Annotated in this window: 16 protein-coding genes; 10 read left to right on the top strand and 6 right to left on the bottom strand. The window is 45.7% G+C overall.

Features of this window, described 5'->3' with window-relative positions; all coding sequences use genetic code 11:
* The first annotated feature begins 18 nt into the window (after positions 1–18).
* Entirely contained in the window at positions 19–2,526 is a 2,508-nt protein-coding gene (locus K4H28_RS16920) for a methyl-accepting chemotaxis protein (RefSeq protein ID WP_221007188.1), read from the top strand.
* A 198-nt stretch (positions 2,527–2,724) separates the two neighbouring features.
* On the opposite strand, the gene corA is transcribed toward K4H28_RS16920, so the two are convergent.
* On the bottom strand, positions 2,725–3,735 hold the full coding sequence (corA, locus tag K4H28_RS04435) for a magnesium/cobalt transporter CorA (RefSeq protein WP_221007187.1): 1,011 nt from the start codon (positions 3,733–3,735) through the stop codon (positions 2,725–2,727).
* Between the two features lie 749 nt (positions 3,736–4,484).
* Between corA and K4H28_RS04430 the strand changes: the two genes are divergently transcribed.
* On the top strand, positions 4,485–4,760 hold the full coding sequence (locus tag K4H28_RS04430; protein ID WP_221007186.1) for an HU family DNA-binding protein: 276 nt from the start codon (positions 4,485–4,487) through the stop codon (positions 4,758–4,760).
* Between the two features lie 25 nt (positions 4,761–4,785).
* Here K4H28_RS04430 and K4H28_RS04425 read toward each other — a convergent pair whose 3' ends face one another.
* Both K4H28_RS04425 and K4H28_RS04420 read right to left on the bottom strand, forming a co-directional pair.
* Complete coding sequence (locus tag K4H28_RS04425; protein WP_221007185.1) at positions 4,786–5,070, bottom strand: type II toxin-antitoxin system RelE/ParE family toxin; 285 nt, start codon at positions 5,068–5,070, stop codon at positions 4,786–4,788.
* Positions 5,067–5,345: an antitoxin of toxin-antitoxin stability system gene (locus K4H28_RS04420; RefSeq protein WP_221007184.1), complete on the bottom strand. Its 279-nt coding sequence runs from the start codon at positions 5,343–5,345 to the stop codon at positions 5,067–5,069. The genes K4H28_RS04425 and K4H28_RS04420 overlap by 4 nt, the downstream gene beginning before the upstream one ends.
* Positions 5,346–5,676: 331 nt before the next feature.
* On the opposite strand from K4H28_RS04420, the gene K4H28_RS04415 reads away from it, so the two are divergent.
* Positions 5,677–5,904 (top strand): helix-turn-helix domain-containing protein, encoded by a 228-nt coding sequence (locus tag K4H28_RS04415; protein WP_221007183.1) that lies wholly within the window; start codon positions 5,677–5,679, stop codon positions 5,902–5,904.
* An 83-nt stretch (positions 5,905–5,987) separates the two neighbouring features.
* Here K4H28_RS04415 and K4H28_RS04410 read toward each other — a convergent pair whose 3' ends face one another.
* The 3 genes from K4H28_RS04410 to K4H28_RS04400 form a co-directional block, all read right to left on the bottom strand.
* Positions 5,988–7,235 carry a tyrosine-type recombinase/integrase gene (locus K4H28_RS04410; RefSeq protein ID WP_221007182.1) on the bottom strand — a complete coding sequence of 416 codons (1,248 nt, stop codon included), beginning with the start codon at positions 7,233–7,235 and terminating at the stop codon, positions 5,988–5,990.
* 237 nt (positions 7,236–7,472) lie between these two features.
* A complete protein-coding gene (locus K4H28_RS04405; RefSeq protein WP_255573618.1) occupies positions 7,473–8,480 on the bottom strand; it encodes a YagK/YfjJ domain-containing protein in 1,008 nt (335 codons plus the stop codon).
* Positions 8,443–9,596 (bottom strand): IS3 family transposase gene (locus K4H28_RS04400; RefSeq protein WP_221004883.1). Its coding sequence is split into 2 segments (ribosomal slippage): positions 8,443–9,356 and positions 9,356–9,596, totalling 1,155 coding nucleotides; the frame shifts between segments, so codons are not numbered across the junction. The genes K4H28_RS04405 and K4H28_RS04400 overlap by 38 nt, the downstream gene beginning before the upstream one ends.
* Positions 9,597–9,727: 131 nt before the next feature.
* Here K4H28_RS04400 and K4H28_RS04395 point away from each other — a divergent pair.
* The 7 genes from K4H28_RS04395 (at position 9,728) to K4H28_RS04370 (ending at position 15,276) form a co-directional block, all read left to right on the top strand.
* Positions 9,728–10,474 (top strand): radical SAM protein, encoded by a 747-nt coding sequence (locus K4H28_RS04395; protein WP_221007180.1) that lies wholly within the window; start codon positions 9,728–9,730, stop codon positions 10,472–10,474.
* A 113-nt stretch (positions 10,475–10,587) separates the two neighbouring features.
* Positions 10,588–10,839 carry a hypothetical protein gene (locus K4H28_RS16915; RefSeq protein ID WP_505706980.1) on the top strand — a complete coding sequence of 84 codons (252 nt, stop codon included), beginning with the start codon at positions 10,588–10,590 and terminating at the stop codon, positions 10,837–10,839.
* A gap of 681 nt (positions 10,840–11,520) precedes the next feature.
* The gene (locus K4H28_RS04390) at positions 11,521–12,909 is read left to right on the top strand and encodes a tyrosine-type recombinase/integrase (protein ID WP_221007179.1); all 1,389 of its coding nucleotides are present in this window, start codon (positions 11,521–11,523) and stop codon (positions 12,907–12,909) included.
* 97 nt (positions 12,910–13,006) lie between these two features.
* Entirely contained in the window at positions 13,007–13,960 is a 954-nt protein-coding gene (locus K4H28_RS04385) for a hypothetical protein (RefSeq protein WP_221007178.1), read from the top strand.
* 120 nt (positions 13,961–14,080) lie between these two features.
* Positions 14,081–14,281 (top strand): helix-turn-helix transcriptional regulator, encoded by a 201-nt coding sequence (locus K4H28_RS04380; protein WP_221007177.1) that lies wholly within the window; start codon positions 14,081–14,083, stop codon positions 14,279–14,281.
* A gap of 3 nt (positions 14,282–14,284) precedes the next feature.
* Positions 14,285–14,593, top strand: a complete 309-nt coding sequence (locus K4H28_RS04375; RefSeq protein ID WP_221007176.1) for a helix-turn-helix domain-containing protein — start codon at positions 14,285–14,287, stop codon at positions 14,591–14,593.
* Positions 14,594–14,595: 2 nt separating this feature from the next.
* Positions 14,596–15,276 (top strand): Rha family transcriptional regulator, encoded by a 681-nt coding sequence (locus K4H28_RS04370; protein ID WP_221007175.1) that lies wholly within the window; start codon positions 14,596–14,598, stop codon positions 15,274–15,276.
* Position 15,277 lies beyond the last annotated feature (1 nt).

Raw genomic sequence — 15,277 nt, 5'->3', positions numbered from 1 at the left:
ACGGACGGAGAATAAAATATGTCTGCAGTTCAATCGATGAAAGTACGTACTCAATTGGGGCTAGGATTTGGCATTGTTATTGTATTAATGCTCATTACAGGCGTTATTGCTCTAACTCAGCTCAGTACACTCAATGATAAGATTGAATCTATTATTAATGATCGCTACCCTAAAACAGTGATTGCCAACAAGATAAAAGACAACCTTAATCAACTCGCGATTATCAACCGAAATTTATTGCTATTGAATGATCAACAAAAAATAGATGGTGGATTGAAAATAATTGCCGGATTAAGATCCGACAATACAGCAGAATATAAAAAATTAGAAGAAACAGTTAAACTTGAGAAAGGGATTGCAATACTTAAAGATGCAGCAGAAAAGCGTGATATTTTTTCAAAAAATCTTGAACGTTATTTAGTCCTAATTAAAGATCCAAACAAAAAAGAAGCCGCCCAAGCTTTGCTAATGACAGATTTGCGTGATGCTAATCTGAATTATCAAAATTCAGTCAGCCTATTGACTCAATTTCAATCTGATTTAATGACTCAAGAAGGCAAGCAAGCAGCAACATTGGTTGAATCAGCTCGAAACCTAATTACCATGCTAAGCATCGTCGCATTGTTGATTACATCGTTCGTGGCTTGGTTCATTGTCCGTACTTTGATGAAACAACTTGGCGGCGAGCCGTCACAAGCAGCAGCGGTGGCCTTGGCCGTTTCGCAAGGTGATATGAGCAATGCAATCAAACTCCATGAAGGTGATGCTTCTAGCGTGATGTTTGCGATGCAGCAAATGCAAGAAGCCATTAAACGCTTTGTGGCGGAACAAAATCACATGGCCGAGCAACATGCGCAAGGTTGGATATCTAGCCAAATGGATGCCGCAAAATTTAATGGCTCATTCGCAGTGATGGCCAAAGAAGCCAATGCCCTTGTCAATTCTCACATCGAAGTGCAAAACCAAATTGTTGACGTAATCAAAGAATACTCGCGCGGCAACTTCACTCCCAATATGCCACAGTTACCCGGTGATAAAGCCAAAATCACCACAGCGCTGCAAAATGTAAAATCAGCACTGCTCTCCATCAGCAGCGACGTCAAATTACTGGCCGAATCAGGCTCGCGTGGCGATTTTAGCCAACGCGCTGATGCAAAAAAATATGAGTTCATGTTCCAAGAGATGATACAAAATCTCAATCAACTGACTGAAACATGCGATGTAGGTTTTAACGATGTACTTCGCGTATCAAATGCACTGGCCGCTGGTGATTTAACCCAAACCATTAACAAAGATTACCCAGGCCTTTTTGGGCAAACTAAAAATGGCGTCAATGCCACCGTTGTTGCACTGAAAAAAATCGTCGCCGAAATCGAGCACACCGTCGAAGCCGCCGCGAATAAAGGCGATTTCAGCGTCAAAATTAATTTAGGAGACAAACAAGGCTACACGCTACGGCTTTCTGAATTACTCAATCAACTCTCAACGGTCACCGATACTGGCCTGCGCGACGTGATGCGGGTGGCCAATGCACTGGCCAACGGAGATCTGACTAAAACCATCACGCAAGACTATCCGGGTCTTTTTGGCGAAACCAAACAGGGCGTGAACGCCACCGTCGAAAACTTGCAGCGTTTAGTGAGCGAAATCCAATACTCTGGCGCATCCATCAACACCGCTGCCAAAGAAATCTCGCAGGGCAATGCCGATCTCTCTCGCCGTACTGAAGCTCAGGCCGCCAGCCTTGAAGAAACCGCATCCAGCATGGAAGAACTCACCAGCACCGTGAAACAAAATGCTGAAAACGCCGTCGTTGCCAGCCAATTGGCGCGATCTTCATCCGAAGTCGCCAGCAAAGGCGGTGCGGTGGTGGGTAAAGTGGTCGAAACCATGAGCTCAATCAACGATGCGTCGCGCAAAATTGTCGACATCATTAGCGTGATTGACGGTATCGCCTTCCAAACGAATATCTTGGCTCTCAACGCGGCTGTAGAAGCCGCTCGTGCTGGCGAACAAGGGCGTGGCTTTGCTGTCGTCGCCTCAGAAGTTCGTAATCTGGCACAGCGCTCAGCGTCTGCCGCCAAAGAAATCAAAACCTTGATCGGTGACTCGGTCAATCAAGTGGAAGGCGGTACAAAACTGGTTGCTGAAGCAGGTGACACCATGCTTGAAATCGAAAGCAGCATTCAGCGCGTGACCGATATTATGAGCGAAATTTCCGCCGCATCGGCTGAGCAAAGTGCAGGAATTGCCCAGGTCAACCAAGCCATTATGCAAATGGATGAAGTGACCCAACAAAATGCAGCACTCGTAGAGCAAGCCTCAGCCGCTGCAGAGTCGCTAGAAGAACAAGCGCAAAGTTTGGCTGACTCTGTGAGTATATTCAAACTTAATCATTCGCCGCAAATTTCGATTGTTAAAGCAGCACCCACTCAGCAAATCAGCAAAGCCATTATCATGCACACAAGCAACAAAACCAAAATAGCGGGCCAGTTATCTCAACTAGGCCGTGATAAAAATGAATGACATTGTGAGGAGTTTTGAGCAGATGAACTATTCAGCTACAGATATTTTCCCAGAGTATGTGGCAGGTTCCAATCAAGGGCAGCCAAAGAAGTACTTCGGAAGCCACTTGGATAAAAAGTTACCTGTTGCAGGGCACATCGCTTTCGCCCAAAGATAGAGAGGCCGGACGATCCGCCAAGGCCGATCTGTTGATGTCTCCTAATCTTTAATCTTTACTGTGATCATCTGATCGCTGCCACCTAACCACCCCGCACGCTTAAAGTAAAACCACAAACCAATATCCAAAACGACCATCAATGTTAAGGCCGCTGGGTATCCAAAAGCCCACTTCAATTCGGGCATATGCTCAAAATTCATTCCATAAACACCAGCAATCATGGTAGGAACAGCAAATAGTGCCGCCCATGCGGCCAGTTTTTTAGTAACAGCAGATTCACTAAGAGAAATCATTGACAGATTGACCTGAATCGCTGTGTTGAGCATATCGCGGATACCTTCAATCGAATGTGTAATACGCCCAAGGTGATCATCTAGATCACGGTAATATTCTTGCAAGGGACTACATACGTGTGGAACTCGTCCACCATGCAGCCGAGTAATTGCTTCATGTAATGGGTTCACACTATGTTGCACGATCATTAGTTTTCGTTTCAGCATGTATATTTCTTCAATGCTGGCACGGGTCGTCGAATCACCAGAAAAAATCTTTGCTTCTATATTCTCAAGTTCAGCCTCTAGTGCACGAATAATAGGGAAGTAGCGATCAATCACTGCATCCATCAATGCGTAAAGTACAAAACCAGCACCATGTTCGAGCAAATGTGGCTCGCGTTCACAACGCTCACGCACATTGAGAAAGTTGGTGCGAGAACGGTTGCGAATTGATAAAACATAATTTGAACCAACAAAAATACCTACTTCACCGATTTGAATTTTGCCTTCAGCATCTAATTCAAGTAGATGTAAAACAACGAATAGTGTTTGGCCATATTCCTCAACTTTAGGCATCTGATGGCCTTTCTGGACATCTTCAATTGCCAATTCATGCAGGCCGAATTCCTCGCGCATTTCATCCAATTCTTCGGGCTCAGGATCACGTAACGCCACCCAAACAAAAGCATCAGATTGCTCTATGTAATCACTGATTTCAGGTTTTGGAATATCTGCAACTTTTTTTCCGTATTGATAGACGGCACAATTAATTAACAAATCACGGGCTCCACAAAAGTGAATCTAGGTGCTACATATCGGCGCATATTATCGCGTACTTGCAGCCTTAAGTGTCAAACACACTTCAACACGTTGGAATGGCTTTGATGAGTTTGCAGGTAAAGCTCCAGTTTTTTCAGGAGCCTTAATTTTGGACCATGAGGTTTTTGCGGGTGACTGCTAAGGCCGAGCTGCTGACGCTTCGTGGTATTGTTTCAAGGTCTGCAATTGTAGTCATTGCAGGCATTCAATAACCCAAAAATGCTTTCACCTCGAGAGTTATGCCCTACTCATCACAACAAAGAATGCGCTTTCCCATCGATATCATCTTGGATTGTATATTCTGGCTTGCAGCATATCGCTAAGTTACCGCCACCTTGGAGAAATGAAGCAAGATCGCGGCGTGAGGCTGGATCACTCGACAAAAAATCGCTGGCAACACGGTTTTTACATTTGCTTGCGCTGATATTCCGCCAATATAAACGACTTATCGTCGGTAGCTGGCGTATAGCCGAAACCTACATCAAAATAAAAATGGCTTGGACTTACCCTATACTACCGACCAGTTTTATACTTTGCTGGGAAAGTTGCATCAAGTTTAAAAACGGTACCAGAACGGCTCAGGGTCAATTGCACCATCGTGAAGTGAATGCGACAGAATCCTTCTAAATTGGCCGGTTGTAGCGAAAGCCAAGTCAAGCGTATATAGGCGCTTCATCAACCTCAAATATCACCATCAGGATCGAACCATGAATAAAGCAGAATTAATTACAGCACTTCAAAACCACTCTGGACTAGCCAACAAAAAAGACGTTGAAGCGATACTTGAAAGCTTGGCTGCCATAATCACTGAAACCCTAAAAGCGGGTGATGAAGTGACTTTGATTGGTTTAGGTAAATTTTCTGCTCAAGCCAAGCCTGAACGCCAAGGCCGTAATCCAAAAACTGGCGAAACGTTGACAATCGCCGCTTCGAATGCTGCGAAATTCACAGTGAGCAAAGCACTTAAAGATGCGTTAAATTAAAGAGCTCTAAACCAGTGGCTGCTTATTAATGCCGAAGTGACGGCCACTGTTTTGAGACGTGCACCAAAGTTAAAATCCATACAGTTTCATTCTCAATTTCATACACCAATCGATAACTCTCATGTGGTATGAGTTCGCGGGTACCTGGAATTAGCCCTGCCTTTCCTAAAAGCGGATATTCACTCAGCCTAGCAACAGCTTGACTGAAGAGTTCATCCATCAGGACGGCCGAGTTGGGATTATGTTCAACAATGTAATCCCATATATCTTCACGATCTTGCTGCGCTTCTGGCGTCCAAACAATTCTCATGCTTTATCCGCAAACCTTGCGCGCCGCGCTGCAAAGCTTGCTTCGACGTCATCATTCGATTGGCCTAACCCCGCTCGCATTGACCCCCGAGCTGTTTCTACTTTGTTACGCAAGAAACTTTCATACTCACGCGCCTCTTGCTGGCGTTGAACAAATTCGCGCATCAACTCGCGCATCACTTGCGAAGCTGGGCGGTGTGCCGCTTCCGCTTCAGCCATGAAGGCCGCACGTAAATCGGACTCTAATTTCATTGTAAAAACGGCTTCTTTTGACATTACTTAATGCTCCTACGCTACGTACATATTTAGTATATACGTTTTAATTACCAATTGTGTATGTGATCAATTGAAAGTGATGAATCTGAGGCTCGCTGACTACGACTCAAAAATAGCGGAAATACGGCCCGCTTATTTGGTTATCTACTACTTGCCGCAGATCTAAATTGATTTATTCATAACACAACCTTAAAATCAGGCCTCGCAGAAGGCCAATTTGACTTTTTATGAATTTTAATTGGCCCCTAGAAGATCAATCCGACTGTCTTATACTCTACTTTGTAGTAAAGTATATTCCACAGAAAGTCATTATGACTCCATGGAGCAACAAATGGTTAAGTGCCACTTATCAAAAATCATGGGTGAACGCCGCTTAAAAATAAGCGATCTAGCGCGCGATACCGGTTTAAATCGAGGGACACTCACGCGGCTCTATCACGAAACCGCTGAGCGAATTGAGTTGGATGTTGTTGACGCGCTTTGCACTTACTTTGGTTGTGGTATTGCGGAGCTCTTTGAGCACATACCCGATTCGGTTGAAAAGCCCCAAAATCAATAGACTGGTCAACAAAGAGCCTGTATTCAGAGGTTGCTTTGATATTTTTCTTTGGCAAAAATAAAGAGTAACTTTGGCGTCGTTTTTTATGCGCGCTTTAGAACATGTACATTGTTGCCACTATTCATTTGACTGATTTGTTTGCCAGTCACATGGTCTGACCAAGCCTGCATCATCGGACGGCGCTGCTCTAATAAATCAGTGCGGTGGTATGCTGCCTCAGTTTTATTCGCAACACTGTGTGCTAATGCGCGCTCTGCTAAATCTCGCGGGTATTCATTTTCGCTTGCCCAGTCGCGGAATGATGATCTAAATCCGTGGGCTGTTGCAACTCGATTGGCCGTACCACTCACTGCTTCGTGACGGCGCAGAAATGATGTTAATGCCATATCAGATAGCTCACCACCACGCGGAGCAGGAAACACCAAAGAAGCATGTCTGCCCTTCTGCCCCTCGATGATCGTCAAAGCACGATCTGATAAGGGCACACGGTGAATTTGCTTCATTTTCATCCGTGCTGCAGGAATGGTCCAAATGCCAGCGACCAAATCAACCTCATCCCACGTCATTCCCCGTGCTTCACCCGAACGACAAGCTACCAATATTAAAAACTCAAGCAAAGGCCGAGTTGAGTCATAGCGTTGGGCTGCCATTATTTTACTAGTAACAAATTCAGGAATAAGACGCCAAGGCATCGCAGGGAAATGCTCCGTCCGGCTGGCTTTGCCTTCTTGCTTGGGTAATAAGTGATTCACAACATCGACTGGATTCGCCGAGCAATATCCATGCGCCCAAGCCCAACTCATCACGGCACTCATTCGTTGTTTTACTCGACTTGCCGTTTCGGCTTTTTCAATCCAGATCGGCCGCAATACATCCGCAATATGCTTAGGGGTTACATCACCGACAGGAGTCGAACCCAAATCCGTAAATGCATACATGATAAGGCTGTTAATCCAGTCATTAGCATGCTTTGGATTACGCCAGCTGGGTGACAAATCAGTATGAAGAGCGCGCGCAGCCTGCTCAAATGAAGGCATTGCGCTTTTGATCTTTTCTGCCTCTTGTCTGTGGTCGAGCGGATCAATACCTTGAGTAAGAAGCTCACGCGCTGATTGCGCTAACTTACCCGCCTCCAAAATGGAAACATCAGGATAAGTGCCAAACCCAATCACACGGCGCTTTCCAGTTGTTGGGCTCGTAAAACGTAACTCCCAATATCCTATGCCTTTATTCTTACTGGCCACCAAACTTAAACCCGATACGCCACCATGAGCTAGCGTTTTATCCGTGGGCTTAATACTCCGTGCCTTTGTATCGGTAATGATCGCCATATTTTCCCACCATTCTTCCCACCACTAGACGTGGTTTATAATGAATCTTAGTGAGACAATAATAACAGATAAACACATGCAACTATATGTTTTATAATACATTTACAATTCATTATGAGACATAACGCAACACTATATTGGCAGACCCCACCTCCACCAACATTCAAGTCTAAAGCCCTGATTATTCAGGGCTTTTTCTTTTATAAGAACAAAATAACACCAAATCGGTAACCGCTCTCAGTTGATGATGTTTTCTTGCTCTGCATCTCTCGGCCTTCCTCGTTTCTTAACCTCTCGATACTTTGGAATTTCACCTCGTCCAAACGTTCTGAACTTAGGCATGTCCTCAGGGATTTGCAATCTAATCAGCTCATCGATTTTAGTTAGGTAACTCACCGCATATCGCATCAAATTCTTTCGCAACCCAGCGTCCGAATAATGAATCATGCCAACAGCCAAACGTCCTAGCTTCTTGAGTACATCAATATTTTTATTGCAGTTGTGATACGAACCATATCCACCTACAATTTTTTGACTCCAATACTGTCCGATTCTGTCGGCCCAATTTACCCCCTGTTGCACCTTATTACCGTTAAAGAACAGAATACAGTGGCAATGAAATCCCATCTTTTTTCCGAACTCGATATGCCAGACATACCCAACACAATGCTCAAATAGACTGTTGTTGCGCCTGTTGTTTAAAAAGGTATCTAAGTGACGCTTGCACAAAGCAGCGTCATACCTAGCGGGGTAATCCTCTTTAAAATCTAGATCCAGCCGTACAACTAATAATTTGCTGTAGCGTGAGAATAAATAATCCACATACTTCATCGTTCCAGTGAAATTTTCTGAGTACATCCCAGACCAAATGCTGGCCTCTTTTTTAAACGCTTCATCACCTGCTTTTTTACGTATTTTTAATAACGTACGATTAAAGTGTTCACCAGCATAACAACCATCTGACATGACACAGAATGGCGGTACATGACGCCATTCCTGATCATCAACGGCCTTCAGTAGTAACCGAACAAAAGGACTGACTTCTTGATTTGGGAACTGCATTTGAAGCTGCGGTAAACTTGGTAAACGTGAGAGCTGCTCCATTAAACGGCCTAAGCTCTTAGGGCGTACCTGCAGATGCCCCATTCCATTCGTATTGATATCAAACCCTAATTCATTCGATGATAATTGAATCGCCCCGAGTTTTCTAGACACTGCCGAGCCTTTCGAAATACTGCTTTTCATACTCTACTGGTGATAGCCCATTATTGAAACTATGGCGGCGCTTGGGGTTGTAAAACATCTCGATATAATTGAACACATCTCGACGTGCCTCCTCTCGATTACGGTAGGTTTGTCGTTTGATTCGTTCCCGCTTCAATAGCTGGAAGAAACTTTCCGCGACCGCATTGTCATGGCAATTGCCACGCCGACTCATGCTCGGTTTTAAATTATGCACACGCAGTAGATCCTGCCAATCATAACTACTGAATTGGCTGCCTTGGTCCGAATGCACTAAGACCTCTTGCTTGGGCTGACGTCGCCAAACCGCCATTAATAAAGCTTTAATCGCCAACTCACGGTCCATCCGCGCGCCCATCGACCAACCAACAACCTGTCTTGAGAACAAATCCAATACTGCGGCCAAATAAAGCCAACCTTCGTGTGTGCGAATATAGGTAATGTCAGTCACCCAAACCTGATTAGGTGTATCGACATTGAATTGCCGAGCCAAATGGTTTGGTGCCGTTACGGTGGGCTTGCCACCATAAAAACCACGTCGACGACGATAGCCTGTTTGTGAACGAAGGCCAGCTAAGCGCATTAAGCGCGCGACGCGATGCTTGCCACATTGTTCGCCCATATCACGCAAGTCATCATTAATCTTGCGATAACCATAGACGCCGCCGCTTTCTTGCCACGCTTCAGTGATGATGCCAGTCAAGCGCTGGTCATCAATCGTGCGCAATGATTGTGGTCGTTGCAGCCAAGCGTAGTAGCCGCTGGGATGGACTTGCATCATCTGGCAGAGCCGTCGAACTGGATGTAGTGCTTGATGGTCACGAATGAAGGCGTACCTTACCCGGATAGCTTGGCAAAGTACGCGGCGGCCTTTTTTAGGATGTCACGCTCTTCAGTTACTCGACGTAGTTCAGCTTTTAGTTGCCGAATTTCATCCTGCTGAGTAGTTGTTTGCGGTTGTTCTGGTAAAGGCGTGGCGTAGCGCTTAATCCAGCTGTAGATGCTATGCCCTGAAACCCCCAGTCGCTCAGCGACTTCTGCGACAGGATAGTTGCGTTCTGTCACTTGCTTGACGGCTTCGATTTTGAACTCTTCGGTGTAGCGATTAGATTTGCTCATAAGACCTCCTAATTACCTCATTTTGAGGCTCTTTAGGTGTCTAGGAAACCCGGGGCGATTCAGTTGCAGAGTTAAAGCAAATACTAATTCATGATGAACTTATCAAAATGACCCCATATTTTGAGGCTGCAATGTTAGTTCCAACAGAAAAGTGGGCTAACGATTTACGTGATGAGTTACTCAAAAGTGAAATGCAGGTTCAGTGGAGAACAGAGGGGCGAGTTGACAATCTACGTCCGGAATTTATTCCTACATTAGCTCAAGCTGGTCTGACGATTTTAGACCTCGGGCTTGAGAGCGCATCTCCGCTTCAATTAACCCGAATGAATAAAACACGTGCACCACAAAAATATCTTGATAGAGCTGCAAAACTAATGGACGCGTGCGCCGCTAACGGCATAAAGGTTAAAGCTAATATATTACTTTATGCCGGTGAAACCTCGGAAACAGTTCACCAGACAATATCTTGGTTGGACAAACATAAAGATTCAATTTTTGGGGTCTCCGTCGGACCTGTTATTGCATATGGCTGGCCTGACGAGGTTAAAACTTATCTAGAGGAACTTAAACCTTTAGGTGCTTCCCCGGCGAAAACTCCCTGCATTGGCGTAACCGAGCTTAATCTCAGTTCGGAGTTTACACATGGATTTGCGCAGCAAATAGCTCAAATGATTACTCAACGCTATATGAATCATGAGAACTATTACTTTTTGAAATCCTTTTCCTACTTTGCTAGAGACTACCGTTACAGTGATTTTTTAAGTGACCTCGGCACTACTATATCAGGGGCAAATAGCGAACCGTCGCCTAAATGTAACGACCTGAAGCCGCTAAAAGATGCTACACAACCAATTCTTGATTTTGAGTTCATTCAATAAGAATCAGTCCCCCCTCATCAAATCCATTTAGATTACCAGACTGAATAAGCAGGCATTTTTATACTCAATACCTAACTAATACTCGCTAAGCATCTCCAAACAATTTGCCATTTGTGGCGGCAGAACTGTGGTGCACATGGAAAGAAGAAAACGGACTACGCAGCTATTCGTTTACACAAATTACCATCAACGCTGAAGAGCACCCGCTCAAGAATTGGATGCACAAGCCCGCTGATGAAAAACGAAATCTGGTCGTCATACCTGAGACCGAGTACGACAATTGGCTAAGTTGCAAACCCCCTGAGCTGCCACGAACGTTTTTGAAGAATTATCCAGCGGAGTTGATGCAAGAACGAGCACTGTAGCAAGTCAGCCCCCCCTACCCTCGCCACAGCAGTCTTTATTTTGATACCTGAATAGGTTTGAATAGTGCGTATGGCTAACGCGATGCAATGTAAATTAATACATCGTCATTTAGGCACAAATACACGGCATTAAAAATGTATACGCCATATCATGATTCATATGGAAGGCGACTTGAACACGCAAACCAAACGAGAGATTCATACCAGAGTGCCCTGTACTGAACATGCAGGGCATTTTCACATTCGAGAGTTGAAATACCTGACAAAACCTTCGACTAAGTACCAGAGTTGCCTACACACAACACAAATTAGTCGAGCCAGTGCAGTTTCTGCGATAAACCCCAAATTTAATTTGGGTTTAAGCACTGTAAAAATAAAGTTGTACCGAAGTTGTACCGAATCAGAGAAAAATAGCTAAAAATAAAAAATGGGCTACAACCGTTAAGTTGTAACCCATTGATTATATTGGTCGGAATAGCGGGATTCGAACTCGCTACCCCTTGGACCCCATAAAGGTTAAATGTTGTTTTTTGGTGTATCACCCTAAATCAAAAAACAAACCAATACATTGATTTAATTGAATTATTCATCATTTAACCACTTCACCCTGTATCAGCACGTCTTGCTGAAAATCACGCCAAGTGTAACCATAACTGTAACCATAGAATTTTGGACGCAGAAATGGCAATCAAGAAACTCACCACCAAAGAAATCGACAATGCCAAGGTGGCAGATGGCAAAACTGAAACCATTTTGCGTGATGGCGATGGGTTAGAATTTCGCGTGACCGCCAGCGGGCGATATTGGCAAATGCGCTACCAGTTTGCAGGCCGCCGCCGTGTTTTGAGTATCAATGAAGATGAACGCGAGCGCGATGGTGAAGCCAAGCCAGACGAGCACCGCCTCAGCACAGCAAGACGCTGGCGCGGGTGGTGCCGCTTGCAATTGGCCAAGGGTATCGACCCCGCCCAAGCTCGCCAAGACTTAGCCGCAGCAGATCAACAACTGATACTCGATCAACAGCACCAACAAAAACTGGCCGAGCTTGAACGAGAAACCAAAGCAGCCGAAGCAGCCCTTCACGCCGCACGCATGACTTTTTCCGAGCTATTTAATCGCTGGGAGCGCGTACAGCTATCGAATCGAAAAGATCAAGGTAGCGAAACACGTCGCTCATTTCAAAAAGACGTGTTCCCTTTGCTGGGCAATCTCTATGCCGATGAAATCAATCGCCAACACATTGCGCGGGTTTTGCATGACATTGTGGAGCGTGGTGCCAAGCGCATGGCCAACCATACACTTTCCGATTTACGGCAATGTTTTGGCTATGCCATTGGTGCTGGACTGCTAGAAAACGACCCCACCAGCCACCTGAAAAAAACCTCATTCGGCGGCAATAGTATCGAGCGCGACCGTGTATTGAGTGAAAGCGAATTACGCTACCTATTACAAACCGCCCTACCCAACTGCAAACTGTCTTTCAAATACCAAGCAGCGATTCGGGTATTGCTTGGCACCGCAGCCCGCATTGGTGAATTATTGCGCGCGCAACGCAGCCACATCGACCTCACCACTCGCACTTGGTTTATTCCTGCTGATAACGCCAAGAATGGCATTAGCCACCTGATTTACCTCTCCGACTTTGCCATGAGTGGATTTAATGAAATTTTCTCGTTGTTAGAACATCCTGAATGGCTCTTTATGGACCGCAGAGGCGAAAGCCATGTTTGTGTCAAAACACTTACCAAGCAAATCAGCGACCGTCAAACCAACACTGCCATGAGTGGCCGCAGTCAAAATACGCAAGCCTTAGTGTTATCAGGTGGAAAATGGACACCGCATGATCTACGCCGCACCGCTGCCACGCTCATGGGCGAGCTGGGTGTTGCACCGCATGTCATCGAAAAGTGTTTAAATCACAAAGAGAAAGACAAAGTCATTCGCACCTACCAATTGCAGCGGCTAGAAGCCGAGCAACGGGAAGCGTTTATTTTGCTTGGTGAACGTCTGGCCTTGTTGGCTAACACCGAGGCCGACAATGTGATTCTACTCAACCGACACACCGCATAAACGAGTTTGCCGCGCCTAGATCGACGGATTGAAAACGGGTAACCCTGACCCGCTGGCGCAGGCAATCAATTACAGGAATTACGCCATAGGGGGCGTGATGAGCAAATTATTTAAGTTAAAAAAAGCCATGTCATTAAGCGATACGGCAAAACGCTTGAGCGCATCACTCAATGAAGAAGTGACTATTGCAGATGTGCTAAATCTTGGGCTAGATGGGCACTTAAAGCTATCTGTGCATTTTGTTAATCATGCAAGGGCGCATATTGGAATAAAGCGATCAGAATTTGAAGCGGAAATATTTGTTTGTCCTTTGCCAAATGCACGACAAGAAGTTTTAGATTTCTTCAAGACAAATCAAGTGCCCTTCACTGTTACACGTAAATGGCTTGATACTCAAAGCGACGAAATCCAACAAGCAATTATGAAATTTCAATCTGAAAACCAAATACTTTTTTGCTATCGTGGCGTGAAAAAAGATGACTTTTTCTATCAATTTGATAACAGCTCAATCATTACCTTATCTGATTATTACCACCTAACAATGAGTGGCGCAGAGAAACTAGATGTTATGCATGCCTACCAAAAAGAAACTAACGGGCCAAGTGTTTCCCTTGTCTGCTTAGAAGGCGTGATCGTAAGTGATAACAATGGAAATTATTATCAGGTTTTAGAACAGTTTGAAGGAAAGCCTTATGATGACCCCAAAAGCTATTACCCCGCTGGTGGAATTCCAGACGATGCGGTGATCGTCGCTCAAACAGATGACATTGCAAAATTTGAGCTATCACTTGTAGACAACGAACAAGCACCAGAATCAACAAAACCAAGCCCAAAGGCTGAAAATAAACAAGCAGCAACCATTGCTGCACTCTGTGCCGCGATCCTTAAAGACACACGGACAGGCACTGCTGGGGATTTATCAAAACACGATGCTGCCGCTATAGCTGTTGCCGATGAGTTATTACGGCTTGGCATCAATGGAGCCTACAAACAAGACCGCCTCGGCGACATGATTAAACAAGGCCGTGAGTTGATCCAAATTTATAAATAAGAGTAAATCGAATATCCGAATTGATTTTTCGGATGTTCGACTTCACATAGATCTGCCAATTCAAAATGCCTCCATGCATCGCCCTGATGCATCACGTTAAACCAACGCATGGAGGCCTTTATGCCCTTACCCGCTACACCTCTGATGTACCGAATCAATGCCGCAGTGACCACGCTAGGCTTGAGCCGCGCCACGATCTATCGCCTCGTTAAACAAGGCGAACTCGAATTGGTCAAACTGTCGACCAATGCCAGCGCAATCCCTGCCGACAGTTTGCACGCCTATCTTGCCCGCTGCCAACCTGCAAAACGGGAGGGCTAAAGCGTGAACAAAAAAGATCGCCGCGACCACGCAGGCAACGACGACCCAAAACACAATCGCCAGCATAAGCGCACCGACCGAGTCGCGCAACAAGATCGAACCGAGCAAGCTTTACTAACAGGCACCAAGAGCACGTTTGAATTGCGTGACTTGTATAACGTATTGCACCCCGCTGGCCGCGTGATGGAGTTAGTCGACCAAGGCGCAGAAATCCACGTTGAACGCCGCCGCACCGTCGACCGTGATGGGCGCGAGCATTTCGGCATCGCGCATTATTCCCTCATCAAACGCCGCCCACGCAAGGAGCAATAATCATGGCTTATTTAATCCCTGTACCTGAGCAAGATTTGCAATTGATCAGTAGCAATATCGAGCCATTGATTGATTCGCGCTTATTGGCTGCAAAATTAGGCGTGCAACATCGCCACCTATTACGCCGTATTGAGCAACACCAAGGCGACTATGTGGCATTGGGAGTAATGCGCTTTGAAAGCGCAAAACCCCAAGAGCTAGGCGGCAGACCTGAACGGTTTGCATTGTTGAATGAAGATCAAGCCATGCTGGTACTAACCTATACCCGCAATACGCCAGAGATTCGCGCCATGAAAGCCCGATTGATCCAAGCGTTTGGCGAGGCACGCCGCACACTGGCGGCACGAGATCAGCAATACCTACCCTCGTATCGCCATGCACACCAAGCAGCCAGCCAGCTTGCGGAATATGCCCAGCAGCACGGCAGCAGCACGCCCGCGAAGTTTCACCACATCAACCTAGAAAAGCTGGTAAATAAAACCATCGGCATCGACAAGGGGCAGCGAGCCAAACTAAGCACGGCTCAACTCACCACGTTGGGCTGCTGCTATGTACTGGCGGCCGAGAGCGTGCAATACGCGCTTGCGACTGGCGCGGATCATAAACAGGCCTATCAAGCAGTCAAAGCCAAGCTCGCGATGTTTAAAAGCTTGTTCTTACCTGCTGGCTTGCTGGAGGGGTAGC

The sequence above is a fragment of the Deefgea tanakiae genome, from assembly GCF_019665765.1.
Classification (GTDB): domain Bacteria; phylum Pseudomonadota; class Gammaproteobacteria; order Burkholderiales; family Chitinibacteraceae; genus Deefgea; species Deefgea tanakiae.
This window is presented reverse-complemented; position numbering and strand designations above follow the sequence as displayed.